Source organism: Phenylobacterium sp. (genome assembly GCF_025351295.1).
GTDB lineage: Bacteria > Pseudomonadota > Alphaproteobacteria > Caulobacterales > Caulobacteraceae > Phenylobacterium.
Genome location: NZ_JANXWD010000018.1, coordinates 1 through 22,857, shown reverse-complemented (window position 1 = coordinate 22,857; position 22,857 = coordinate 1). Strand labels below are relative to the sequence as shown.

Sequence of the window (22,857 nt, the reverse complement as noted above, 5' to 3'; positions counted from 1 at the left end):
CGAAGCATGCGCATGCTTCGCCGGTGCGCCCACGGAAGAGTCCCGTCAAGTCCCGCTCCCGCCACCATGCTGTCAGCAGCCGGTCGGTAAGCAAAGTGGGCATGAAGGAGTTCCCGATGCCCGTCGCCACCGCCCTCGATGGCCTGCCCCGCCCGCCCTGCGCCGAGCTGCTGGGCTGGGAACTGGTCGACGCGCGGCCGACCGAGGGCTGGGTCCGCATCCGCTTCGTGGCCCGGCCCGAGTTCTGCAACCCCGCCGGCCATATCCAGGGCGGCTTCCTGGCGGCCATGCTGGACGACACCATGGGCCCGGCGATGTTCATCTATTCCGAGGGCCGGCTGTTCACCCCCACCATCGACCTGCACGTAAGCTTCCTGGCCCCGGCCCGCCCGGGCCCGCTCTATGGCGAAGGCCGCGTGGTGCAGGCCGGCAAGACCGTGGCCTTCCTGGAAGGCAAGCTGATGGACCTCTCCGGCACGGTCCTGGCCCGCGCCAGCGCCTGCGCGCGGCTGGTCCCAGCGGCGAAGGCGCTGGCAGCCTGAGCCGCCTCCCTCGCGAAGCGGCGGGAGGGGGAGGTATTGCGACGCTCACGAAATCCGCGTCACCAACGCGCCCTCGCCGTCCAGCACGAAGGCGTCGGGCGTGTGCAGGCTGCGCCAGAGGTCGTGGGCGTCCAGGCCCAGCCGTTCGGCCACATAGAGGCTGAGCACCGTGCCGTGGGTCACCGCGATCAGCGGGCGGCCCGGATGCTGCGCCAGCGCGGCGGCCAGCCGGACACAGGCCTCGTGCGCGCTCTCGCCGCCGGCCACCGGCGTGGCGGGATTGGCGAACACCTGGGCGATCGTCTTGCGGAACGCCTCCTCGGTCCCGAACGACAGGGCCGGGCGCTTGTGTTCGTGCAGGCCCGCGTCGACCTCGACCGTCAGGCCCAACGCCTTGGCGATGAGCTCGGCGGTCTCCAGCGCCTTGGGCTCGGGACTGGCGACGATGGCGGTGGGCGCGTAGGCCGCCAGCCGCCCGGCCAGCGCCGCCACGGCCGCCACCCCGTCGGGACAGAGCGGCCAGGTGGTCGCCGGCTTGTCCCGGTCGATCAGCGGCCGGCCGTGACGGACCAGGATCAGGGCCGGAGTGCTCATCCTGGCGTCCCGATCCGCCGGATCTCCCACTGCAGGTCGATCCCGGCCTTGGCCAGCACGTCGGCGCGGACGGCCTCGCCCAGGCCTTCCAGGTCGGCGGCAGTCGCGGTCCCGGTATTTATCATGAAGTTAGAATGCAGCGGCGAGAACATCGCTCCGCCATACAGCTTTCCGCGCCAGCCCGCCGCATCGACCAGTTTCCAGGACGCGTGGCCGGGCGTGTTCTTGAAGGTCGAGCCGCCGGTCTTCTCCCGGATCGGCTGGGTCTGCTCGCGGCGCGCGCCGATCTCGGCCATTCGGGCCTGAACCGCGTCTGGCGCATCCGGCTGACCCTCGAACGTGGCTTCCACCCAGATGATGTCAGCCGGCGCCTCGCTGTGGCGGTAGCTGTAGCCGAAGTCCGCCCGGGCCAGCTCACGTCGCGCGCCAGCGCGATCATAGCCCCAGGCGGAGACCAGCACGTCGCGGGTCTCCACACCGTAGCACCCGGCGTTCATGGTCAGCGCCCCGCCGATCGTGCCCGGGATGCCGGCGTAGAACTCCAGTCCGCCGATCCCGGCCTGCGCCGCCGCCCGGGCCACCGCGGAATCCAGCGCCGCCGCCCCGGCGGTGACCCGCTGGCCCTCGGTCTCGACCCCGGCGAAGGCGCGCCCGGCCAGCCGGATCGTCACGCCGTCCACCCCGCCATCGCGCACGATCACGTTGGAGCCGACGCCCAGTACCGTGACCGGCACGCTGGCCGGCAGGGCCTTCAGGAACTCCGCGAGATCCTGGTGATCCGCCGGGAGGAACAGCACCTCCGCCGCCCCGCCCACCCGGAACCAGGTGAACGGCCCCAGCGGTTCGTCGGGCAGCAGCCGGCCCCGCGCGGGCGGCAGGTGGATCACGCCGCCTGGCCCAGGGCGTCCAGCTCGCCCGGCAGCGCATAGGACCAGCCGGTGATGTCCCCGGCGCCCAGCAGCACCACCAGGTCTCCGGGGCTCGCCTCGTCCCGCACGAGGCCCGCCAGGTCCGCCGGCGTGTCCAGCGCCAGCACCCGGCGGTGGCCGTAGCGGCGAAGGCCCGACACCAGGGCGTCGCGGCTGGCCCCCTCGATCGGCGCTTCGCCCGCGGCATAGACGTCGGCGACGATCACCGTGTCGGCGTCGTTGAAGCAGTGGCAGAACTCATCGAACAGGTCCCGCAGCCGGGTGTAGCGGTGCGGCTGCACCACGGCGATCACCTTGCCGCCGGTCACCGCCCGGGCCGCCTTCAGCACAGCGGAAATCTCCACCGGATGATGGCCGTAGTCGTCGATCACGCGGACGCCGTTCGCCACCCCGGTGGTGGTGAACCGCCGCCGCACGCCGCCGAACTCGGCCAGCCCCTTGCGGATCGCCGCCTCGTCCAGGCCCAGTTCGCGGGCCACGGCCACCGCCGCCAGCGAGTTCAGCACATTGTGGTGGCCCGCCATCGGCAGGTGCAGGTTCGCGTACCGGAACGGCTCGCCGTCGCGGGGCCGCAGCACCACGTCGAAGTGCGCACCGTCCGGACCCATGGCGATGTTCTCCGCCCGCACCTCGGCCTGCGGATTGACCCCATAGGTGACCAGCCGGCGGTTCTCGACGCGGGCCGCCATGGCCTGGACCTCGGGATGGTCGGTGCAGACCGCCGCGAAGCCGTAGAACGGGATGTTCTCCACGAAGTCGCGGAAGGCGCGCTTCACGGCCTCAAAGTCCCCGTAGTGGTCCAGGTGCTCGGGATCGATGTTGGTGACCACCGCGCAGGTGGACTTCAGCTTCAGGAAGGTGCCGTCGCTCTCGTCGGCCTCGACCACGATCCAGTCGCCGGTCCCCACCTTCGCATTGGTGCCATAGGCGTTGATGATCCCGCCGTTGACCACTGTCGGGTCCAGGCCCCCGGCGTCCAGCAGCGAGGCGATGATCGAGGTGGTGGTGGTCTTGCCGTGCGTGCCGCCCACCGCCACCGAGAACTGCAGCCGCATGATCTCGGCCAGCATCTCCGCGCGCCGCACCAGCGGCAGGCGCCGCTCTCGCGCGGCCACCATCTCCGGATTGTCGGCGTTCACCGCCGTGGAATAGACCACCGCATAGGCGCCCTCCACGTGACTGGGATCGTGGCCGATGAAGATCTTCGCGCCCAGCTTCTGCAGCCGCTCGGTGTTGGCGCCGGCCTTGGCGTCGGAGCCCTGCACGGCGTAGCCGGTGCGCATCATGATCTCGGCGATGCCGCTCATGCCGATGCCGCCGATGCCGATGAAGTGCACGGGGCCGATCTCGAAGGGCACGGGGCGTCGGGTCATGCCCTGGTGCTAGCCCATTCGCGCCGATCGCGGAATATGCGAACGCCGCCGGGCTTGTGGCCCGGCGGCGTCGCGGAGATCGGTGGTGAGGCCGGTCGTCAGGCGATCACGCTCCGGCGGCGGCGGAGCGCCAGGCCGGTGAAGCCGAACCCGCCGATCAGCAGGGCCCACGTCGCCGGTTCCGGCACGGCGCGGAAGGCGTCGGCGGTGTCGAAGATCGCGCCCTCATGACCGTTGACGGCGAATTTGAAGTTGTAGCCGATGGCGTCGAAGTAGGCGAAGTCGGCGCCGGTGACCTTGTCGAACTGGCCGAACGAGACGGCCGGATCCATGATCCCGATCGGGTCCATGCCGGGCTTCTTGCGCTTCCAGTGCGAGGCCTGCCAGGTGTCGCCGTTGTCCTGGCCGGTCGAGAGCGCGCCGATGCAACTGGCCCCGCCGTCCACCGAGAAGCAGGACTCCGTGCCGGGCTTCCAGACCAGCTCGGCGCCGCTGCCCACGTCGGCATAGCGGAACAGGTCGCCGGTCAGGCCCCAGTAGTCGTCGTTGACCGGATAGTTCTTGCAGGCGACCGGGTTGGCCGCCGAACCGCAGTTGAAGTTGCGGAACTCGCCGTGCGGCAGGCCCAGCACGTCATAGTCGTCGACGCCGCTGACGAAGCCCAGCGCATGGCCGATCTCGTGGATGGCGACGCCGATGAAGTCGATGCCGTCGGCGTCGATGCCGTCGGTCGGGTTGAAGTCGAACTTGAAGTCCGAGCTGAAGGTGATGTCGCCGTCGATCACCGACTGGTCGGTCTCGAGGCCCAGCGCCTTCAGGTTGGCGCTGTTGGCGGCCATCAGGACGTTGTTGGTGCTGCCGTCGTCGTCGTGGACGAAGGTCGAGTTGTCGATGCCGAAGCCGACGCCGCCCGCGGTGACACCCGTGTAGCCCGGGGTGACCATGGCGATGCCGTCGACGCCGGCGAACTGGCTGGCGTGCAGCGGCGCCAGGCTGGCGACCGCGCTGGCGTCCAGCGCCGACGCGGCATTGGCCGCCAGGCCGGCGTACAGGTCCTGCGTCAGGATCAGTTCACGCGTGCTGCCCGTGCTGCCGAGGATATTCGGACCCAGCGACCCGAAGCCGACGTTGAGCTGCAGCGTCATGTTGTTGGTGATCTTGCTGGCCCAGAAATTGGCCGCCGCGGTGAAGCCGCGATAGGCCGCCGTACCCACCTCGACGCCGCCGGTGTTGTGCAGTTCGAACGTCGCCGCGCCCGCCGACGCCGCCGCCGCTGTCGCCAGACCGGCCAGCGTCGACGCGAGCAGGAGCGCCCGCAAAGACCCAAGTTTTAACCCCATCCGTAAGCCCTCCCACAAAACACGAGCGCAAAACCCCTGATGCGCTCTCCACTTCTAGTTGAAAACTCACCCGGCTGTTCACCAAGCGCAAGCAAGATTCGTCAACTGGTAACCATGTTTCGCCAATTTTCCACCTGATTTGCCGTGCCTCGGGTAGACTATTGCGAACCGGCACCCGCGTCAGTTGAGTTATTCACCTCTCAGGGGATCGCCGCCGGTCGGGTTCCTGGAAGACCCTCGCCGCGAGCCGTCGCCTCGACCACATCGGCCAGCCGCTCGGCGGCGTCGGGAATCGCCACGGAGCGCGCCGCGGCCGCCATCCGCCCCAGGCGCGCGGGGTTGTTCAGCAGGGTGGCCAGCGCCGTGGCCAGCGACTCCACGGTGAGTTGCGCCTCGCGGGCGATCTCGGCCCCGCCGACGTCGGCCAGCAGCTTGGCGTTCTGGCCCTGGTCGTCGTCGATGGCGATCGCCAGCGGCACCAGGATCGACGGCTTCCCGGCCACCGCGAACTCGCAGACCGTGCCGGCCCCGGCCCGGCCGATCACCAGGTGAGCGTCGCGCAGGCGGCTGGCGATATCGCGGAAGAACGGCGCGATCTCGGCGTCGACCAGGGCGTCGCGATAGACCCGGCGCGCCGTGCTCATGGATTCGGCGCGCGTCTGCTGCTGGACGATCAGCCGCTTCCGGAGGTCCTCCGGCAGCGCCTTGATCGCCTCCGGCACCAGCTCGGACAGCAGGCGCGCGCCCTGGCTGCCGCCGGTGACCAGCAGCCTGAGCGGGCCATTGGGCTCCGGCGGAATATAGGGCAGGTCGGCCAGCGCCCGGATCTGCGGCCGCACTGGATTGCCGACCACCGTGGCGCGGCCAACCACCTGCGGCGGGGCCTTCTTCAGGGTCGGAAACGCGCAGGCGACGGTCTTCACGTGGGAGGCCAGCATGCGGTTGGCCCGGCCCATCACCGCGTTCTGCTCGTGGATCACGGTCGGTCGGCCGTCCATCACCGCCGCCACCAGCGCCGGCGCCGAGGGATAGCCCCCGAAGCCCACCACCACGTTGGGCCCGATCTCGCGGAACAGGGCGCGCGCCTGCAGGGCCCCGCGCAGCACCGCGAACCCGGCGCGCATCATGCCGATGGGATCGCCGGGCCGGTAGGTCGCCGCCGACAGGCCGATGCGCCGCTCGGCCGGGAAATCCTGGGCCAGGCCCGCGACCCGCTCGTCGGAGGCCAGCACGATCCCCCACCCGCGCGCGATCAACGCCTCGGAGAGCGCCTGGGCGGGGAACAGGTGGCCCCCGGTCCCTCCGGCGGCGACGACGGCGATCTTGCGCATGAGCCGGCGGCCTTAGGCGAACTCGCCGGCCTTGGCGAGGCCTTCGTTGGCGGCGTAGGCCCCCGGCCGCCGCCGGGTCAGCGCCAGCGCCAGGCCCAGCGTCAGCCCCATCGCCAGCATCGACGACCCGCCATAGGAGATGAACGGCAGGGTCATGCCCTTGGTCGGGATCAGGTCCAGGTTGACTGCCAGGTTGATGATCGCCTGCTGGCCGACCAGCACGAACAGCGCCGCGGCCGCCACCTGCTCGAAGGGATCGCTCAGCTTCATCGCCCGCTGCAGGCCGCGGATCACCACGAAGGCGAACAGCGAGATCACCAGCAGCAGGAACACCAGGCCATATTCCTCCGCCCCCACCGAGGCGATGAAGTCGGTGTGCAGGTCGGGCACGTGGCGCTTCATCACCCCCTCGCCGGGGCCTCGTCCGAACAGCCCGCCGGCCGCCTGGGCCACCGCGGCGGCATCCACCTGGTGGGTGTCGGCCTTGTCGGGCGAGAAGAACCGATCCACCCGGCTCTGCACGTGCGGGAACAGGAAATAGGTCGAGCCCAGGCCGGTCAGCGCCGTGGCGCCCAGCAGCATCACCCACGACATCGGCACCCCGGCCATCCAGAACGCCGCCCCGAACGCCACGGTGATCAGCACCGTCTGCCCCACGTCTGGCTGGATCAGCAACAGCCCCACCGACAGCGCATAGAGCGCGAACGCGATGGAGACCCCGGGCACCCCCTGGCCCTTCTGCCCCTCGGCGAACATCCAGGCGACCAGGATCACCAGGGCCGGCTTCATGAACTCCGACGGCTGGAAGGTGAAGCCGCCGAACTCCAGCCACCGCGTCGCCCCCTTGGCGTTGTGGCCCAGGAACGGCAGGGCGATCATCACCGCGATCGCCGCCGCCCAGATGAAGAAGGCCGCCCGCCGCGTGCCCTTCACGTCCAGCATCGACGTCGAGATCAGGATCACCACCGCCCCCGCGGCGAACACGCACTGGCGCACCGCGAAGTGAAAGGGGTCGCCGATGTTCATCCGCCCCGCCGCCGCCGGGCTGGAGGCGAACGACATGATCACGCCGATGGCGATCAGCAGGCCGACCACCCCCAGCATCCAGCGGTCGACGGTCCACCACCACACCCCGATCGAAGAGCGGTCGGAGCGCGGGAAGGCGTGAGCATTGCTGCCATGGCTATGATTGGCGGCGGTCATGCGGCCCCTCTCTTGCTGGCGACCGGACCGCTTGCGCGGCCGGCGGCGATGGCTTGCACGGCCGCGCGGAAGGCGTCGCCCCGCACCTCGAAATCCGGAAACTGGTCGAACGACGCGCAGGCCGGCGACAGCAGAACGATCGCGTTCTGGCCCGTCGCGGCGGCGTCGGCGAAAGCGGCCCGGGCGGCGGCCTCAATGGTCCCGCATTCGGCCGTGACGGCCTTGCCGGCCAGGGTCTCGGCGAACGCGGCCGACGCCTCGCCGATCAGATAGGCCTTGATCACCCGCGGGAAAAGGTCGGCCAGGTCGTCGATGCCGCCGGTCTTGGGCTGGCCGCCGGCGATCCAGTAGACCTTGGGATAGCTCTGCAGCGCCTGGCGCGCGGCGTCGGCGTTGGTGGCCTTGCTGTCGTTGATGAACCTGACCTTGCCGATGACGCCCACGGTCTCCATCCGGTGCGCCAGGCCCGGGAAGCTCAGCAGGGCGCGGCCGATCTGGTCCTTCGGAATGCCCAGGCCCTTGCACGCCGCATAGGCCGCCGCCGCGTTCTGCCAGTTGTGCCGGCCGGGCAGCGAGCGGGCCCGCTTCAGGTCGGCCACCTCGAAGGTGCGTTCGCCCGTGGCGTCGTAGAGCAGGCCGTCCAGGGCGTAGACGCCGCGCCCGATCGCCTTGTTGGCCGAGATCGGCACGATGGTGCGCTTGTTGGCCGCGGTGATCTCGGTGCAGATGCGGCCGCCCCAGGCGTCGTCGATGCCGATCACCGCAGTGTCGCCCTTGCCCTGATTCATCAGGATGCGCCGCTTGGCCGCCACATAGCCGGCCATGTCGCCATGCCGCTCCAGGTGGTCGGGCGAGATGTTGAGGATCACGCTGACGTCGGGCTTCAGGCTCGAGGTCAGGTCCAGCTGGTAGGATGACAGCTCCAGGACGTAGACCGCCCCGCCGTGCATGTCCTCCAGCCCCAGCACGCCATAGCCGATGTTGCCGCCGATGCGGACGTCGCGACCGGCCTCGGCGCAGATGTGGCCGATCAGCGCCGTGGTGGTGGACTTGCCGTTGGTGCCGGTGATGGCGACGATGCGCGGCCGCCGGTGCTCGGTCGCCGCATTCACGGTGCGCGCGAACAGCTCGATGTCGCCGAGGATCTCGACGCCCGCCGCCTTGGCCTTGGCCACCGTCCAGTGCGGCGTCGGGTGGGTCAGCGGCACGCCCGGCGAGAGCATCAGGGCGGCGAACTCCGACCAGTCGGCAGAGGTCAGGTCGGTGACCGCGAAGCCCTCGGCCACGGCGGCGTCGCGGGTCGCGGCCTTGTCGTCCCACAGCGCCACCCTCGCCCCGCCGGCCGCCAGGGCGCGCGCTGCGGCCAGCCCGGTGCGGGCCAGGCCGAACACGGCGACCGTCTTGCCCTCGAAGCCGCGGACCGGGATCATGAGGCGGACGCCATCCTCCCTACCGCAGCTTCAGGGTGGCGAGGCCGACCAGGGCCAGCATGATCGAGACGATCCAGAACCGGATCACCACGGTCGACTCCGACCAGCCCAGCTTCTCGAAGTGGTGGTGGATCGGCGCCATCAGGAAGATCCGCCGCCCGGTGCGCTTGAACCAGGCCACCTGGATGACCACCGACAGCAGCTCGGCCACGAACAGGCCGCCGATCATCGCCAGCACGATCTCGTGGCGCGTGGCCACCGCGATGGTCCCCACGGCCCCACCCAGGGCGAGGGAGCCGGTATCACCCATGAAGATCTTGGCCGGCGGGGCGTTGTACCAGAGGAACCCCAGCCCCGAACCGATCAGCGCCCCGCAGAACACCGCCAGCTCGCCAACCCCGGGCACGAAGTGCAGCTGCAGATAGTTGGCGAACACATAGTTGCCGACCAGGTAGGCGATCAGTCCATAGGCCGCGGTGGCGATCATCACCGGCACTGTCGCCAGCCCGTCCAGGCCGTCGGTGAAATTCACCGCATTGGCCGCGCCGACGATGATGAAGGCCCCGAACAGCAGGTAGAACCAGTGCAGGTTGATCAGCCACTGCTTGAAGATCGGGAAGGTCACCGCGGTGAGCAGTTCCGGGCTCTCCGGCGGCTTGGCGGCGAACACCACGATCAGCGTCACCGCGGCCATGGCGATGGCGGCCTCCAGGCCCAGCCGGACCCGGCCCGATATCCCCGCCGTCGTCTGCTTGGTGACCTTCGAATAGTCGTCGAGGAAGCCCAGCAGGCCATAGCCGGCGGTCACCAGCATCACCGCCCAGACATAGACGTTGGTCAGGTCCGCCCACAGCAGGGTGCCGCAGAACAGCCCCGCCAGGATCATCACCCCGCCCATGGTCGGCGTGCCGGCCTTCTCGATGATGTGGCGCTCGATGCCCTCGGCGCGGATCGGCTGGCCCTTGCCCTGCCTGACCTTCATCCAACGGATGAACCGCGAGCCCAGCGCCACCACCACCACCTGGGCGGTGAAGATCGCCAGGCCGGTGCGGAAGGTCTGGTACTTCAGCAGGTTCAGGATCGGCACATAGTGGGTCGAGGCGAACTGCAGGTAGAGCCAATAGAACATCAGCCGGCCTCCCCGGTCGGGTCGCCCAGGGTCGAAAGCGCGCGGGCGACAAGCCCGGCCTTCGACCCGTTCGACCCCTTCACCATCACCACGTCGCCGGCCTCGATGGCCTGGGCGAGCTTTGGCGCGAGAGCCTCGGCGGTCTGGGCGTAGCCGCCGCGCCGAGTCGGCGGAAGGGCGTCCCAGAGCGATTTCATCGCTGGACCGGCGCAGAAGACGAGGTCAATCGACGCAGCCTCCAGCGGGGCAGCGAGACCGGCGTGGAAGGCGGCCTCGTCGGGGCCGAGTTCGAGCATGTCCGTGAGCGCTACGATCCGCCGGCCAGCCACCTTCCGCGCGCCCAGCGTGGCGATGGCCGACGCCATCGACACCGGATTGGCGTTGTAGCTCTCGTCGATCAGCGTGAACGCGCCGGCCTTGAGCGCGACCGCCGTCTCGGCCCCGCGGCCTGCGAGCGGCTCGAACGATCCGAGCGCGGCCAGCCCGTCGGACAGGCCGACGTCCAGCGCCTCCAGCATCAGCAGCACGGCCAGGCTGTTCAGCCCCCAATGCAGGCCGGTCTGGAGGAGCGGGAAGTCGAGCGCCTGGCCATGCAGGCGCGCCTGCACCACGGCATGGCCATGATCCGCCTGGAAATCGATGAGGCGGGCGTCACAATCCTCCGCGCGGCCGAAGGTGCGGAGGGTCGCGCCGGCCTTCAGGGCCTCGGCTTGCAGCAGGTCGAACCATCTGTTGTCGGCATTGAGCACGGCGACGCCGCCCGCCTCGAGCCCCTCGAAGATCTCCGCCTTGGCGCGGGCCACGCCGATCTCGCCATCGGCGAAGCCCTCGGTGTGTACGGGGCCCACGGTGGTCACCACCACGGCGTGCGGCCGGACCATCTTGGTCAGCGGCCGGATCTCGTCGGCATGGTTCATACCGATCTCGAACACCGCGCGCTCGGTCCCAGCCGGCATCCGCGCCAGGGTCAGCGGGACGCCGATGTGATTGTTGTAGGACTTCACCGACGAATGCGCCGGCCCCGCCAGGGTCAGCCCCGCCATGATCGCCTGGGTGACGCTGGTCTTTCCGACCGAGCCGGTGACGGCGCCGCGCCGCGCTTGCGCTGCACGAGTCCGTGCGGCCACGCCCAGTTGCTCCAGCGCCGCCAGCGTGTCGGCCACCTTCACGCCGGGGCCCGCCACATCCTGCGACACCAGCGCTCCGGCCGCGCCCTTGCCCATCGCCGTCTGCACGAACTCATGGCCGTCGCGCACGCCGGCCAGCGCCACGAACAGGTCGCCCGGTTCGAGGGTGCGGGTGTCGATGGAGACGCCGGTGGCGGAGAACCGTCCACCTTCAACCCCGCCCGTCGCCCTCGCGATTTCTTCCGAGGTCCAGAGCGGGTCAGCCATGGACAAGCTCCAGGGCCTTGGCGGTCTCCTCCACGTCGTCGAAGGGGTGGACGGTGTCGCCGACGATCTGACCCTGCTCATGGCCCTTGCCGGCCACCACCAGGATGTCGCCGTCGTTGAGCATGGCCACCGCCGTGCGGATCGCCTCGCGCCGATCACCGATCTCCCGGGCTGCCTTGGCGCCGACCAGCACCTCGGCGCGGATCGCGGCGGGAACCTCCGAGCGCGGATTGTCGTCGGTGACGATGGCAACGTCCGCCAGCGCCGAGGCGACCTGGCCCATCAGCGGCCGCTTGCCGCGGTCGCGGTCGCCGCCGGCCCCGAACACCACCACCAGCCGGCCCCGCGTGTGCGGCCGCAGGGCCTCCAGCACGGTCGCCAGCCCGTCCGGGGTATGGGCGTAGTCCACATAGGCCTCGCCGCCGCGCGGCCCGGCGCCCACCCGCTGCATCCGCCCCGGCGCGCCCTGCAGCGTCTCGAGGCCGGCGAACACCGCCTCCAGCCCCATCCCCGCCGCGCGGCACAGCCCCGCCGCGATCAGGGCGTTGGAGGCCTGGAAGCCGCCGGCCAGCGGCAGGCGCACCTCGTGGATCGCTCCCTCCGCCCGGATCGTCAGGCGCTGGCCCTCCGGCAGCAGGACACGTTCCAGCAGCCGGAGGGCCTGGCCGGTCTCACCCACGCTCATCACCCGCTGCCCCGAGACGACCGACGCCGCCGCGAAAAACGGGAACGCCTCGGAATCGGCGTTCAGGACCGCCGTCGCGCCGCGCGGCATCAGCTGTTCGAACAGCCGGAGCTTCGCGCCACGGTAGCTCTCCATGGTCCCGTGATAGTCGAGGTGATCCTGGGTCAGGTTCAGATAGCCGGCCGCCGTCAGCCGCACGCCATCCAGCCGGCGCTGGTCGATGCCGTGCGACGAGGCCTCCATGGCGAAATGGGTGACGCCCAGCTGGGTCATCCGCATCAAGAGCTCGGCCACATCGCCCGCGTCCGGCGTGGTCAGGCCTGGCGGGGTCAGCTGCTGGTGCGTCCGGTCCGGCCGCGAGACCGTCACGCCCAGGGTGCCCATGCTGGCCGATACGTGGCCGGCGCCGGCGAAGATCTGGCGGCAGAAGTTGGCCACCGAGGTCTTGCCGTTGGTGCCGGTCACCGCCACGCAGACCTGCGGCTGGCGGCCCCAGAAGTTGGCGGCGGCCAGGGCGTAGCCGCGGCGCGGATCGCGGCAGATCACGGTCGGCACGGCGAGGTTCAGGTCCTGGTCGGCGATCACCGCCGCCGCGCCGGCCTCGACCGCCTTGGCCGCGAACGCCGCGCCGTCGGCCCGCGAGCCCGGCAGGGCGGCGAACAGGAAGCCCGGCTTCACCTTGCGGCTGTCGGCGGTGACCCCGGTGATCTCCGGATCGACCGGCAGATCGCGCCGCACCAGCTTGGTCAGGCGAAGGCTCATCGCTCCTCGCTGACGTCGGCTTCGGCCGGCTGCTCGACGGGGATCATCTGGGTCCCGGTCGCGTGGCGGCGCAGGCCCAGGAACGGCGCGATACGCTCGATCACCCGCCCGGCGGCGGGCGCGGCGGCGATGCCGCCGGTGGGATCGACGCCCAGGTGGCCCCGCTGCGGCTCGTCCAGCAGGATCAGCACGAAGTAGCGCTTGGTCTGCGGGCCGCCCGTCGTCGGGAACACCGCGGCGAACGACGAGACTTGCTTGGTGTGGCTGTAGGCGCGCGCGGCCGGATCCCACTTGTCGCCGGTGCCGGTCTTGCCGCCCACGAACAGTCCTTCGATGTTGGCCGACTTGCCGCTGCCGCCGGTGACGTTGGCGCGCATGATCGACAGCATCTGCATCGAGGTCTTCTGCGACACCACCTGGGTCCCCGCGACCTTGGCGTCCGGGGCCAGCTTGTGGATGGTCAGCGGGATCGACTGGCCGCCGTTCAGCAGCGCGATCATCGCCCGGGTCACCGCCAGCGGCGTCACATTGATCCCGTGGCCGAACGAGGTGGAGGCCACCGCGTCCTCGTTCCACACCTTGGGCGTCAGCGGCCGGCGGGTCTCGATCAGCTCGATCTTGGCCGGCGTGGTCAGGCCCAGGCGGTTGAAATAGTCGCTGAGCCGCGCCGGCCCGATACTCTCCGCCAGCCGCGCGGTGCCGATATTCGACGAGTGCTGGAACACCTCGACCAGGGTCAGGATGGCGTGGGTGGCGTGATAGTCGTGGATGGTGCGGTAGCCCATCTGGAACGGATGGGTGGCGTCGAAGGTGCTCTCCGGCGTCGCCACCCCGGTGTCCAGGCCGATGGCCACCGTGAACGCCTTGAAGGTCGAGCCCATCTCGTAGATCGAGTTGGCCGCGCGGTCGGTCTGGGCGTCGATGCTGGACTTGCCGGGGCGGTTCGGATCGAACACCGGCCAGCTGGCCAGGCCCAGGATCTCGCCGGTGTGCACGTCGGCCACCACGCCCACCGCGCCCTTGGGCCTGAACTCGGCCACGGCCTTCCACAGCTCGTTCTCCAGCGCGCCCTGCACCCGCAGGTCGATGGAGAGCGGGATCGGCTGCTGGCCGCCGGCGGCGGCGCGGATGTCCTCGTTGAACGCCGCCTCGGCGCCCGAGATGCCCTCGCCGCCGGCGTCGGAGAAGCCGATGATGTGCGCCGCGGTCGGGCCCAGCGGATAGGTGCGGTGCTGCTCGGGCTCGAAGGTCACGCCGGGCAGGCCCAGGTCGTTGACCTTGGCGCGTTCCTCCGGCGTCAGGGCGCCGATCAGGAACACGCGGCGGCTGCCGCGCAGCGCCCGCTCCAGCCGCTGCGGGTCCAGGTCAGGCATCGTCGCCTGCAGGTCACGGCGCGTCTCGGCCTGGTCCCAGATCTCGCGCGGATCGATGTAGAGGCCGTAGTGCAGCAGGTCGGCGGCCAGCATCTTGCCGTTGCGGTCCACCAGGTCGGCCCGCGCGCCGCCGATCGCCACCGCCGCCTCACCCGAGTTCAGGGCGTCGGAGAACAGGGTCGCCCGCGTCGCACCCACCGCCAGGCCCAGGAAGCCCAGCGAGAACAGCACCAGGACGAAGAAGATGCGCAGGCGGGTATCGTCCTCCGCGCGGCCGGAGGCGCGGGCCCGCTCGAACGCCCGCTCCAGGTCCCACATCCGGTCGCGTAGCCAGCGCGGCAGGCCGAAACGGTCGAAGCTGTGCTGGCCCAGGCTCATGGCTTGATCTCGGGCCTGGCCTCGGCCAGTCGCACGGGGGCGCTGGCGGCCGGCGGGGGCGGGGGCACGCCCGGTACCGAGCCGGCCCCGTCCACCAGGGCGGCGACGGCGGACGGCGCGACGGCCTTCTGCGGGGGGCCGTTGCGGGCGATCACAGCCAACTGGTCCAAGCTGGCCTCGTTCTTCGCCGAGACCGGCTTCAGGCCCAGGTAGGCCACCGACAGCCGCTCGATGCGGCCCGGCTGTTCCAGGTGCGCCACCTCCGCCTCGAGCAGGCGGATGCGGGCCTTTTCGCCGTCGATCTGGCGTTCCGCCGCGGCGATATCGGCCCGCTCGCGCCCGGCGAAGGTCTTGGCCAGGTAGACGCCCAGGATGATGGTCACCAGCACGCCCACGCCCACCAGGTCGAGCAGCCGGAAACCACGGATCCGGTGGGTGAACGGGTTCATGCCGCCGCCATCCACACGGGCGCCTCGGTGCGCACGGCGGCCCGCAGCTTGGCCGAGCGGGCCCGCGGGTTGGCCTTGATCTCCGCCTCGGACGGCGACTGGGCGCCGTTGAACAGCAGCCGGAAGCTGGGCTCCGCGCCCTTGGCCAGCGGCGGCGCGTGGCGCGACCCGGCCGGGGTGCGGCCGGCGCGGACGCTGAGGAAGCCCTTCACGATCCGGTCCTCCAGCGAGTGGAAGGTGACCACGCACAGCCGCCCGCCGGCCTTCAGCGTCCGCTCGGCGGCGACCAGCCCGGCCTCCAGCTCGGAGAGCTCCTCGTTCACGGCGATCCGCAGGCCCTGGAAGGTGCGGGTCGCCGGATGGATCTTGGCGCCGCGCCGGCCGCCCAGCGCGCGCTCGACATAGTCGGCCAGTTCCAGGGTGCGCGTGAACGGCTGCTCAGCGCGCCGCTTGGCGATCGCTTTCGCGATGTGCCGGCTCTGCCGCTCCTCGCCATAGACGAAGATGATCCGCGCCAACTCCATCGGCTCCAGGGTGTTGACCAGGTCGGCGGCCGTGGGCCCGTCGGCGCCCATGCGCATGTCCAGCGGCCCGTCGTGCATGAACGAGAAGCCACGCTCGGCCTCGTCGATCTGCATCGAGCTGACGCCGAGGTCGAGGGCCACGCCATCGGCGTGACCCTCGCCCAGCACCGCGTCCATTTCCGAGAATCTCGCCTCGACCAGGCTGAAACGATCTTCCGGAAATCCCGCAGCGAAGCGACGCACCGTAGGGTCGCGGTCAAACGCCACCACCTTCGCGCCCGTCGCCAGAATGGCGCGGGTGTAGCCCCCCGCGCCGAAAGTCCCGTCGACCACGGTGTCACCCGGGCCTACGGCAAGGTTCTCGATCACGTCGCCCAGCAGGACGGAGACGTGGCTGGCGCTCATCCGGCGCCTCCAAGCTTGGCGAGCCGCTGCGCGTTGCGCATGTTGGCCAGGCCGGTCTTGGCGAATTCGAGGTCGGGCTGTTCGAGGGCAAGGTAGTCGTCTCGCTCCCAGATCTCGAAGCGGTCCCGCAGACCCACCACGGCGACCCAGTCCTTCATCCCGAAGCGGTTGCAGAACGCCTCGGGCAGGGTGATCCGCCCGGCCGGGTCGAATTGCAGCTGCTGCATCTTGCCGAACACATTACGCTCGATGGAGTCGCGCAGGTCGTCGCCGAACTCCAGGTCGTCGGCCATCTTGGCATAGCGGTCGAACAGCGCCTGGCCGCCGCCTTCGATGCATTTCGAGCGGATCGACGGAAACACGAACAGGCCGTCCCCCGGGCCCGAGAGCGTGGCGCGGTAATCCTGCGGCAGAACGATCCGCCGCTTCCCGTCCAACTGCTTCTCAAAGGTCGAGAGGAACATTTCCTCCGGTAGCCCCCAGCATCGTCAACCCCTTAGCCGGCGCCCCGAACCCGCCGCTTTGGCTGACAATGACAAATGGGTTAACATGGGATTTAGCGGGTTTCAATGACACTGAATGCCACAGAGGGCGATTTTACAGCTGGTTTCTGGGCCGCGGTTGTTAAGGCCCCACCCGCTTATCCACAGAACATACTTGGAACGAATAGTTAACAGGGCCGTTTGCGCCCTTCCTCATCGATGGAGGCGGGCCAAGCGCTGAGGGCCTTGAGATGGATCAGACGGCCTGTAAGCCGGGTTCTGTGCCGCCCCCTTGCGGGGACGCGGCGGCCATTCCTCTGGACCGATCCTCGCGGACCGGTTCTCGCGACCTACCCGGAGCCCTCAGGCCGGCGACGGCCCTACCGAATTGCTTCGGCGCGGGATCCCTATTCGGTCTTGCTCCTGGCGGGGCTTGCCATGCGGTCCCTGTTACCAGCGACCCGGTGCGCTCTTACCGCACCCTTTCACCCTTACCCTCCGAAGCCCGAGGGCGAAGGAGGGCGGTCTGCTCTCTGTGGCGCTATCCCTAGGGTTACCCCCGGTGGGCGTTACCCACCGCCATGTCGTCGTGGAGCCCGGACTTTCCTCGAGCTTTCGCCCGCGACCGCCCGGCCGTCTGATCCGCGGGGATCAGTGATCGCCTGTCGGGACCGGGTCAAGCGAGCGCAACCCTGCGGTCTCGATAATACAACATATAGGTGTTACGAAACACCTATAGAGAGAGTTGGGCGCTGGAGGGGCGACCCCACAGCTTCATCAGGAGGTCTTATGCGATCCGCGATATGGACTTTGACGCTTGGCATTGCCGTGAGCGCCACCGCCACGGGGGCGTCGGCAGCCACCTTCTTCTTCAACACCGGCGGCCCGGACGGCCGGCTGGCGGCGCTCTCCCGACCCGGCAGCACCGGCGCCATCGAGACCGAGACGGCCGACGACTTCGTGCTCGACCACACCACGCAACTGACCTCGGCCACCTTCACCGGCCTCCTGCCGAGCGGTGCGGCGCTGACGGACATCAAGAACGTGGTGGTCGAAATCTACCGGGTCTTCCCGAAGGACTCGACCTCCCCGCCGTCCGGTAGTGTCCCCACCCGCGTCAACTCGCCGTCGGATGTGGCGTTCGACAGCCGTGACGCAGGGTCCGGCGACATCACCTTCACACCCGGCCTCATCAACCCGAGCTTCACCGCCGCGAACTCGGTCGTGAACGGTATCCATCCTTCGCCGGGAGAGTTCACCGGCGGCGAAGGCGCGGTCGCCGGCGAGGAGGTCACGTTCAATATCCTGTTCAGCAAGCCCTTTTTCCTGGGGGCCGATCACTACTTCTTCGTGCCGCAGGTCGAACTTGGCCACGGGAACTTCCTGTGGCTGTCGGCGCCGAAGCCCATCGTCGCGCCCGGCACGCCCTTCGCCCCGGACCTGCAGGCCTGGATCCGCAACGAGAACCTGGCCCCGGACTGGCTCAGGATCGGGACCGACATCACCCACCAGGGCCCGTTCAACATGGCCTTCAGCCTGGTCGGCGCCACCGTGCCCGAACCCGCGTCGTGGGCGCTGATGCTGGCCGGCTTCGGTCTGGCCGGCGCGGCGCTCAGGACCCGGCGCCGCATCGCCTGACCCTGCGAGGCGCCGGCCGGCTCACGGGCCGGCCGGCGCTGCTCAGGCCGCCAGCCGCAGCAACGCGATCAGCCGCGCGCGGGTCTCCCCGTCGGCGATCCCGTCCACCTGCTGCGGCCGCCAGTGCCGCTGGAAGGCGCGCACCACCGCGGTGGTCTCCGCCTCGAACCGCCCCGATGGCGGCAGGTCGTAGCCCAGGCGCGTGAATCCCGCCTGCAGCGCGAAGACCGCCGCGCCCGTCTCCCCCTCGCCCACCGGCAGGCCCGGCGCGGCGGCCGGCTCGACCCACAGGCCGTGGCCGGCTTGCGCCAGCCGTTTCCACGGGAACAGCTCGCCCGGATCGTCCTTGCGGGCCGGCGCGACGTCGGAGTGGCCGACGATGTCGCGGTCCTCGATGCTCCAGCGGGTACGGATGTCCGCCACCAGCGCCGTCACCGCCTCAACCTGCGCGTCCGGGAACGGCCGGTAGCCGAACTCGTGGCCCGGATTGACGATCTCGACGCCGATCGACTCGCCGTTCAGGTTCCGCCGCCCGCGCCAGTAGGAGACGCCGGCGTGCCAGGCCCGCCGTTCCTCGGCCACTAAGCGGAACACCCGCCCGTCCTCCTCGACCAGATAGTGCGACGAGACCTTGGCCGCCGGGTCGCGCAGCCGGTCCAGCGCCTCGGCCCCCGTCGGCATGCCGGTATAGTGCAGCACCAGCACGCTGGGCGTCGCCGTGCGCGCGTCGAAATTCGGCGAGGGCGCCTCGATCGGGATCATCGGGCCCGGTTCCGCATCGCCAGCAGCATCGACATCACCTGGTTTCTCCGCAGCGCGATGATCAGCACCCCGGCCAGGGCCAGCGCACTGCCGATCACCAGGCGCGGACCGAACGGGTCGTGCAGCACCGTCACGCCGAGCACGATTGTGGCCAGCGGCGTCACCAGGATCAACGCCGAGACCAGGTTCGCCTCATACTTCTGCAGCAGGGTGACATAGACCGTGTGCGCGCCCAGCGAGACCACGACGGCCGAGAACACTACCGCCGCCACGAACGGCCAGCCCGCGCCGATGGCGATCTTCACCTGCCCGGGCTCCAGCCACGCCGACAGCGCCAGCATCGGGAACACCGATACCCACCCCACCCAGGCCTGGAAGGTGATCGGCCGCAGGCCCTCGATCTTCTTGGTCAGGATGACGCCCACCGCCGACATCAGCGTCGCGGCCGCCACCAGCATCAGGCCTGTGGAGACCGCGATCCCGCGCGGGTTCCACATCACGATCAGCACGCCCGCGAAGGTCAGCCCGATGCCGAACGCGCGGCGCCACGAGATCCGCTCGCCCAGGAACAGCATCGACAGGATCAGCGTCGCCGGCATCCCCAGCTGCAGCACCACCGCCGCCGTCGAGGGCGTCGAATACTTCAGCCCCACGAACATCAGCCCGAAGTTGCCGCCGCCCATCAGGAAAGCCGTCAGCACCAGCCGCCAGATGGGCTTGGGCGCCGGGCGCAGGAACGGGACCAGGCACACGGCCACGATCGCGAAGCGGGCGCCCGCATAGAACAGCGGCGGGGCATCGAGCCCACTCACCACATACTTGGAGACGATGTTGTTGACCGCCCAGACCAGGCACATGGCCATCAGCAGGGCGAAGTCGCGTGGGGCCATGCCTCCGACTAGGGGGCATCGGCAGCGGCGGCAACCTCAGGCCGTCAGGAAAGCCTCCAGGTCGCGGTTCACCCGGTCCATATGGGTGACGAACAGACCGTGCGGCGCGCCGGGATAGACCTTCAACTCGGCGCCCCGGATCCCCGCGGCGAACCGCCGGCCGGTGATCTCCAGCGGGGCCGAGGCATCGCGGTCGCCGTGCAGGATCAGGGTGGGCCGGTCGATCCTCGCCAGGCCGGGCCGCACGTCGCTCTCCACCAGCGCCCGGAAGGTGGCGATCGCCACGGGCGTGGGCGTCGACAGCATCTGCGCGATCAGCCACGCCTGCATGGCCTGCGAGATCTGCGGCGTGAAGAACGGCGCCTGGTTGGCGCGCGCCCAGGCCGGGAAGTCGGCCTTCCACTCGGCCATGCGCGCCTCGAAATAGGCCCGCGGCGCGCCGTAGGGATTGTCCGGCGTCTGGGTCAGGCACGGGCCGGCCGGGGCCAGCATCGCCACCCGCCGGACCTTCGACGTCCCGTGACGCGCCAGGTAGCGGGCCGCCTCCGATCCGCCCATGGAGTGGGTGACCAGGTCGACCTGCGCCAGGCCCAGGCCGTCGATCACCGCGGCCAGGTCGTCTGCCAGGGTGTCCATGTCGTAGCCTGCCGCCGGGACGTCCGAGCGCCCGTGGCCGCGCCGGTCGTAGGCGATGCAGCGGAACCCGGCGTCCGCCAGGTGCGCCACCTGATAGGCCCACATCTCGCTGGTCAGCGCCCAGCTCGCCACGAACACCAGCGGCCGCCCCTCGCCCCAGTCACGGTGGAACAGCATCGCCCCGTCCTTGGCGCGGATCAGGGTCTGGCGGGCGGAAGCGGGTCTGGCGGACGCCACGGCGGCGACCGTCCCGGCGGCCAGGGCGGTGGTGAGGATGTCGCGGCGGTTCATGGCGGGCTCCCTTGCTGGCGAGAGATCACCGCAACATCGGAGGCCGGTCGATTACGCGGCAGGTAAAGCTTCAGCTCTTTCGCCGTACGAACCGCAACGCCGTCAGCGTCTCCGAAAACCCCACCACCTTGTTGTCAACCAGGCCCACGGCCTTGGCCGCCGCCATGACCTCGATGTCCTTCACCGTCGCGGCCTTCCCCTTGCGCGACACGATCCACAGCGCGCCCCTGTCGGCCAGGGCCGGGACCAGCGCGCCCATCCTCGCCAGCTCTTCGGCGCTGTCGGCCGCATAGAACAGCAGGTCGAGGCCGATCAGGTCGTTCACCGGCGCCGCATCGCGCCCCGCCAGTTCGGCCGTCAGGGTCTCGTCGGCGACGCCCAGGATAGCCACCCGCATCCCCGGCTTCACGCCGATCTTGTCCAGCCGGCCCTTCGGGTTGCTGATCGCGTCCGCCCAGCTCGCCGCAGGTTTCTCGCCCAGCGTGAACCGCGACCCGTCCGCCAGCACCAGGTCCGCTCCCTCGGCGCGAACGCCCTTCAGCGCCTCGCCCTCGAACAACCGCCGCCGCGCCCCGCGGAACAGCAGCTTCGGCGCCTCATACTGCAGCCGACCCTCATCGGCGCCGTCGGCGAACGTGGCTCTGACCTGCGCGTCCTTGCCCATGGCGAAGGTGTGCCGCGCGGAGAGGCTTCGGGCAACCCGAAGCACTCCCTCTGTTGGTGATCCCGCTTGTGCGTTACGCCGCCTTGCCCAGGCTCAGGAACTCATAGCGCGACAGGTGATGGTCCACCGAGCCGAACGCGCTCTCGATCATGGTGGCGCGCTTGAAGTAGTGGCCGATGGCCATCTCGTCGGTCATGCCCATGCCGCCGTGCAGCTGGATGGCGTTCTGGCCCACGAACTTGCAGGCCTTGCCGATCTGCACCTTGGCCGCCGAGGCCGCCTTGGCCCGCTCGGCGTCGTCGCCGACCTTGATGTTGGCCATGTAGGTCATCGACACCGCCTGCTCGACGTTGATGAACATGTCGACCATGCGGTGCTGCAGCACCTGGAACGAGCTGATCGGCTGGCCGAACTGCTTGCGCTGCTTGGTGTATTCCACCGTGCCTTCCTGCAGCTTACGCAGCACACCGCAGGCCTCGGCGCAGGTGGCAGCGATCGCCTCGTCCACCACCTTCTCGACCAGCGGCAGGCCGTGATCGGCGGCGCCGATCAGCGCGTCGGCGCCCAGCGACACGTTCTCGAAATACACCTCCGAGGCGCGGTTGCCGTCGACGGTCGGATAGTCCCGCGTGGTCACGCCCTTGGCCGATTTCTCCACCAGGAACACCGAGATGCCCTGGGCGTCGCGCTCGCCGCCCGCGGTGCGCGCGGTGACGATCAGGTGGGTGGCGAACGGGGCGCCGATCACCACCGCCTTCTGGCCGTTCAGGACCCAGCCGGCGCCGTCCTTCTTGGCTGTCGTGGTCACGGACGCCAGGTTGTAGCGGCCCTGCGGTTCGGCCTGGGCGAAGGCGAAGATCGCCTTGCCCTCGATGATCGCGCCGATCAGGTCGGCCGCGCCCGCATGGCCCGAGTGCTTGAGGAAGCCGCCGCCGATCACCACGGTGCCGAGGTAGGGCTCGACGACCAGCGCCTTCCCGAACTCCTCCATGACCACCATGTTGTCGATGGCGCCGCCGCCCAGGCCGCCCAGCTCTTCCGAGAACGGCGCGCCCAGGATGCCCAGCTCCTCGGCGAAGGCCTTCCACACCTCCGGCCGCCAGCCCGGCTCCTTGCCGGCCACGGCGCGCCGCTTGTCGAAGTCATAGTGGTCGCCCAGATAGGCGGCGACCGTGTCGCGCAGCATCGACTGCTCTTCGGTGAAGCTGAAATCCACAGGACTACTCCGAGTGTCCCCCTCCCCCTTGCGGGGAGGGGTTAGGGGTGAGGGTGTCGGCGCTGACTCTCGCAAGGATCATCCGCGCCACGTCTTCGGGGTCGTTGTCGACTTGATTGTTCCTGAACCGCATAACCCGGTAGCCGCGGGCTGTCAGCCACCCCTCGCGTTCGGCGTCGCGAGTGGCCACGGACGGCAGCTCATGAATCAGGCGTTGCTCCGCATGGGTCGGCGCGCGCCGCATCTGACGGGCCGCCGCGTCCCCGCGGTCGGACTTGTGGATGGCTCCCGGCGTTCGTTCCAACCTCTCCCCCATCCGCACCCTCCCTCTGACGGGGAGGCGTCGGGGTGGGCGTGCGGACCTCCAGGCTCGGAGCCGACACCCCCACTCCCAACCCTCTCCCCGCAAGGGGGAGAGGGCTATTTCATCAAAGCCC

General features: G+C 70.0%; 22 protein-coding genes and 1 other RNA gene. 2 read left to right on the top strand and 21 right to left on the bottom strand.

Going from position 1 to position 22,857, the window contains the following annotated elements; genetic code table 11:
• The first annotated feature begins 116 nt into the window (after positions 1–116).
• Positions 117–542, top strand: a complete 426-nt coding sequence (locus Q0R13_RS02845) for a PaaI family thioesterase (RefSeq protein ID WP_293899149.1) — start codon at positions 117–119, stop codon at positions 540–542.
• 45 nt (positions 543–587) lie between these two features.
• On the opposite strand, the gene Q0R13_RS02840 is transcribed toward Q0R13_RS02845, so the two are convergent.
• The 15 genes from Q0R13_RS02840 to rnpB all read right to left on the bottom strand — a co-directional run bounded on the left by Q0R13_RS02840 (position 588) and on the right by rnpB (position 16,964).
• Complete coding sequence (locus Q0R13_RS02840; protein ID WP_293899146.1) at positions 588–1,136, bottom strand: histidine phosphatase family protein; 549 nt, start codon at positions 1,134–1,136, stop codon at positions 588–590.
• Positions 1,133–2,023: a UDP-N-acetylmuramate dehydrogenase gene (murB, locus tag Q0R13_RS02835; protein WP_293899143.1), complete on the bottom strand. Its 891-nt coding sequence runs from the start codon at positions 2,021–2,023 to the stop codon at positions 1,133–1,135. Before murB ends, Q0R13_RS02840 begins: the two co-directional genes overlap by 4 nt.
• Positions 2,020–3,438 (bottom strand): UDP-N-acetylmuramate--L-alanine ligase, encoded by a 1,419-nt coding sequence (murC, locus tag Q0R13_RS02830; RefSeq protein WP_293899140.1) that lies wholly within the window; start codon positions 3,436–3,438, stop codon positions 2,020–2,022. The genes murB and murC overlap by 4 nt, the downstream gene beginning before the upstream one ends.
• A gap of 98 nt (positions 3,439–3,536) precedes the next feature.
• Positions 3,537–4,778 carry an NF038122 family metalloprotease gene (locus tag Q0R13_RS02825; RefSeq protein ID WP_293899137.1) on the bottom strand — a complete coding sequence of 414 codons (1,242 nt, stop codon included), beginning with the start codon at positions 4,776–4,778 and terminating at the stop codon, positions 3,537–3,539.
• 200 nt (positions 4,779–4,978) lie between these two features.
• Positions 4,979–6,109, bottom strand: coding sequence for an undecaprenyldiphospho-muramoylpentapeptide beta-N-acetylglucosaminyltransferase (gene murG / locus Q0R13_RS02820; protein ID WP_293899134.1), 1,131 nt, complete (start codon positions 6,107–6,109; stop codon positions 4,979–4,981).
• A gap of 12 nt (positions 6,110–6,121) precedes the next feature.
• Positions 6,122–7,312, bottom strand: a complete 1,191-nt coding sequence (ftsW, locus tag Q0R13_RS02815) for a putative lipid II flippase FtsW (RefSeq protein ID WP_293899131.1) — start codon at positions 7,310–7,312, stop codon at positions 6,122–6,124.
• Positions 7,309–8,742, bottom strand: coding sequence for a UDP-N-acetylmuramoyl-L-alanine--D-glutamate ligase (murD, locus tag Q0R13_RS02810; protein ID WP_293899128.1), 1,434 nt, complete (start codon positions 8,740–8,742; stop codon positions 7,309–7,311). Before murD ends, ftsW begins: the two co-directional genes overlap by 4 nt.
• A gap of 19 nt (positions 8,743–8,761) precedes the next feature.
• Positions 8,762–9,871, bottom strand: a complete 1,110-nt coding sequence (gene mraY / locus Q0R13_RS02805) for a phospho-N-acetylmuramoyl-pentapeptide-transferase (RefSeq protein WP_293899125.1) — start codon at positions 9,869–9,871, stop codon at positions 8,762–8,764.
• On the bottom strand, positions 9,871–11,265 hold the full coding sequence (murF, locus tag Q0R13_RS02800) for a UDP-N-acetylmuramoyl-tripeptide--D-alanyl-D-alanine ligase (RefSeq protein WP_293899123.1): 1,395 nt from the start codon (positions 11,263–11,265) through the stop codon (positions 9,871–9,873). The genes mraY and murF overlap by 1 nt, the downstream gene beginning before the upstream one ends.
• On the bottom strand, positions 11,258–12,712 hold the full coding sequence (locus tag Q0R13_RS02795; RefSeq protein WP_293899120.1) for a UDP-N-acetylmuramoyl-L-alanyl-D-glutamate--2,6-diaminopimelate ligase: 1,455 nt from the start codon (positions 12,710–12,712) through the stop codon (positions 11,258–11,260). The genes murF and Q0R13_RS02795 overlap by 8 nt, the downstream gene beginning before the upstream one ends.
• Positions 12,709–14,463, bottom strand: coding sequence for a penicillin-binding protein 2 (locus tag Q0R13_RS02790; RefSeq protein ID WP_293899117.1), 1,755 nt, complete (start codon positions 14,461–14,463; stop codon positions 12,709–12,711). Before Q0R13_RS02790 ends, Q0R13_RS02795 begins: the two co-directional genes overlap by 4 nt.
• Entirely contained in the window at positions 14,460–14,912 is a 453-nt protein-coding gene (locus Q0R13_RS02785; RefSeq protein ID WP_293899113.1) for a cell division protein, read from the bottom strand. Before Q0R13_RS02785 ends, Q0R13_RS02790 begins: the two co-directional genes overlap by 4 nt.
• Positions 14,909–15,841: a 16S rRNA (cytosine(1402)-N(4))-methyltransferase RsmH gene (gene rsmH, locus Q0R13_RS02780; RefSeq protein ID WP_293899110.1), complete on the bottom strand. Its 933-nt coding sequence runs from the start codon at positions 15,839–15,841 to the stop codon at positions 14,909–14,911. Before rsmH ends, Q0R13_RS02785 begins: the two co-directional genes overlap by 4 nt.
• Complete coding sequence (locus Q0R13_RS02775; protein ID WP_293899107.1) at positions 15,838–16,305, bottom strand: division/cell wall cluster transcriptional repressor MraZ; 468 nt, start codon at positions 16,303–16,305, stop codon at positions 15,838–15,840. The genes rsmH and Q0R13_RS02775 overlap by 4 nt, the downstream gene beginning before the upstream one ends.
• A 270-nt stretch (positions 16,306–16,575) precedes the next feature.
• Positions 16,576–16,964, bottom strand: an RNA gene (rnpB, locus tag Q0R13_RS02770) — RNase P RNA component class A.
• A gap of 187 nt (positions 16,965–17,151) precedes the next feature.
• Here rnpB and Q0R13_RS02765 point away from each other — a divergent pair.
• Positions 17,152–17,961, top strand: a complete 810-nt coding sequence (locus Q0R13_RS02765) for a PEPxxWA-CTERM sorting domain-containing protein (RefSeq protein WP_293899104.1) — start codon at positions 17,152–17,154, stop codon at positions 17,959–17,961.
• A gap of 42 nt (positions 17,962–18,003) precedes the next feature.
• Here Q0R13_RS02765 and Q0R13_RS02760 read toward each other — a convergent pair whose 3' ends face one another.
• The 6 genes from Q0R13_RS02760 to Q0R13_RS22580 all read right to left on the bottom strand — a co-directional run bounded on the left by Q0R13_RS02760 (position 18,004) and on the right by Q0R13_RS22580 (position 22,664).
• Positions 18,004–18,723: an N-acetylmuramoyl-L-alanine amidase gene (locus Q0R13_RS02760; protein ID WP_293899101.1), complete on the bottom strand. Its 720-nt coding sequence runs from the start codon at positions 18,721–18,723 to the stop codon at positions 18,004–18,006.
• Positions 18,720–19,613, bottom strand: coding sequence for a DMT family transporter (locus Q0R13_RS02755; protein ID WP_293899098.1), 894 nt, complete (start codon positions 19,611–19,613; stop codon positions 18,720–18,722). Before Q0R13_RS02755 ends, Q0R13_RS02760 begins: the two co-directional genes overlap by 4 nt.
• Before the next feature lie 36 nt (positions 19,614–19,649).
• Positions 19,650–20,540 (bottom strand): alpha/beta hydrolase, encoded by an 891-nt coding sequence (locus Q0R13_RS02750; RefSeq protein WP_293899095.1) that lies wholly within the window; start codon positions 20,538–20,540, stop codon positions 19,650–19,652.
• Positions 20,541–20,610: 70 nt separating this feature from the next.
• Positions 20,611–21,249: a DUF3052 domain-containing protein gene (locus tag Q0R13_RS02745; RefSeq protein ID WP_293899092.1), complete on the bottom strand. Its 639-nt coding sequence runs from the start codon at positions 21,247–21,249 to the stop codon at positions 20,611–20,613.
• 28 nt (positions 21,250–21,277) lie between these two features.
• Positions 21,278–22,420, bottom strand: coding sequence for an acyl-CoA dehydrogenase family protein (locus tag Q0R13_RS02740; RefSeq protein ID WP_293899089.1), 1,143 nt, complete (start codon positions 22,418–22,420; stop codon positions 21,278–21,280).
• 4 nt (positions 22,421–22,424) lie between these two features.
• On the bottom strand, positions 22,425–22,664 hold the full coding sequence (locus Q0R13_RS22580; RefSeq protein ID WP_366852279.1) for a DUF559 domain-containing protein: 240 nt from the start codon (positions 22,662–22,664) through the stop codon (positions 22,425–22,427).
• Positions 22,665–22,857 lie beyond the last annotated feature (193 nt).

Excerpts from the sequence above, each read along its gene's own strand:
- Q0R13_RS02775 (WP_293899107.1), bottom strand. The coding sequence starts at position 16,305 with ATGTTCCTCTCGACCTTTGAGAAGCAGTTGGACGGGAAGCGGCGGATC.
- Q0R13_RS02840 (WP_293899146.1), bottom strand. The coding sequence starts at position 1,136 with ATGAGCACTCCGGCCCTGATCCTGGTCCGTCACGGCCGGCCGCTGATC.
- mraY (WP_293899125.1), bottom strand. The coding sequence starts at position 9,871 with ATGTTCTATTGGCTCTACCTGCAGTTCGCCTCGACCCACTATGTGCCG.
- Q0R13_RS02755 (WP_293899098.1), bottom strand. The coding sequence starts at position 19,613 with ATGGCCCCACGCGACTTCGCCCTGCTGATGGCCATGTGCCTGGTCTGG.
- Q0R13_RS02760 (WP_293899101.1), bottom strand. The coding sequence starts at position 18,723 with ATGATCCCGATCGAGGCGCCCTCGCCGAATTTCGACGCGCGCACGGCG.
- Q0R13_RS02750 (WP_293899095.1), bottom strand. The coding sequence starts at position 20,540 with ATGAACCGCCGCGACATCCTCACCACCGCCCTGGCCGCCGGGACGGTC.
- murD (WP_293899128.1), bottom strand. The coding sequence starts at position 8,742 with ATGATCCCGGTCCGCGGCTTCGAGGGCAAGACGGTCGCCGTGTTCGGC.
- Q0R13_RS02825 (WP_293899137.1), bottom strand. The coding sequence starts at position 4,778 with ATGGGGTTAAAACTTGGGTCTTTGCGGGCGCTCCTGCTCGCGTCGACG.
- murC (WP_293899140.1), bottom strand. The coding sequence starts at position 3,438 with ATGACCCGACGCCCCGTGCCCTTCGAGATCGGCCCCGTGCACTTCATC.
- Q0R13_RS02790 (WP_293899117.1), bottom strand. The coding sequence starts at position 14,463 with ATGAGCCTGGGCCAGCACAGCTTCGACCGTTTCGGCCTGCCGCGCTGG.
- Q0R13_RS02785 (WP_293899113.1), bottom strand. The coding sequence starts at position 14,912 with ATGAACCCGTTCACCCACCGGATCCGTGGTTTCCGGCTGCTCGACCTG.
- murF (WP_293899123.1), bottom strand. The coding sequence starts at position 11,265 with ATGGCTGACCCGCTCTGGACCTCGGAAGAAATCGCGAGGGCGACGGGC.
- ftsW (WP_293899131.1), bottom strand. The coding sequence starts at position 7,312 with ATGACCGCCGCCAATCATAGCCATGGCAGCAATGCTCACGCCTTCCCG.
- rsmH (WP_293899110.1), bottom strand. The coding sequence starts at position 15,841 with ATGAGCGCCAGCCACGTCTCCGTCCTGCTGGGCGACGTGATCGAGAAC.
- Q0R13_RS02795 (WP_293899120.1), bottom strand. The coding sequence starts at position 12,712 with ATGAGCCTTCGCCTGACCAAGCTGGTGCGGCGCGATCTGCCGGTCGAT.
- Q0R13_RS22580 (WP_366852279.1), bottom strand. The coding sequence starts at position 22,664 with ATGCGGCGCGCGCCGACCCATGCGGAGCAACGCCTGATTCATGAGCTG.
- murG (WP_293899134.1), bottom strand. The coding sequence starts at position 6,109 with ATGCGCAAGATCGCCGTCGTCGCCGCCGGAGGGACCGGGGGCCACCTG.
- Q0R13_RS02845 (WP_293899149.1), top strand. The coding sequence starts at position 117 with ATGCCCGTCGCCACCGCCCTCGATGGCCTGCCCCGCCCGCCCTGCGCC.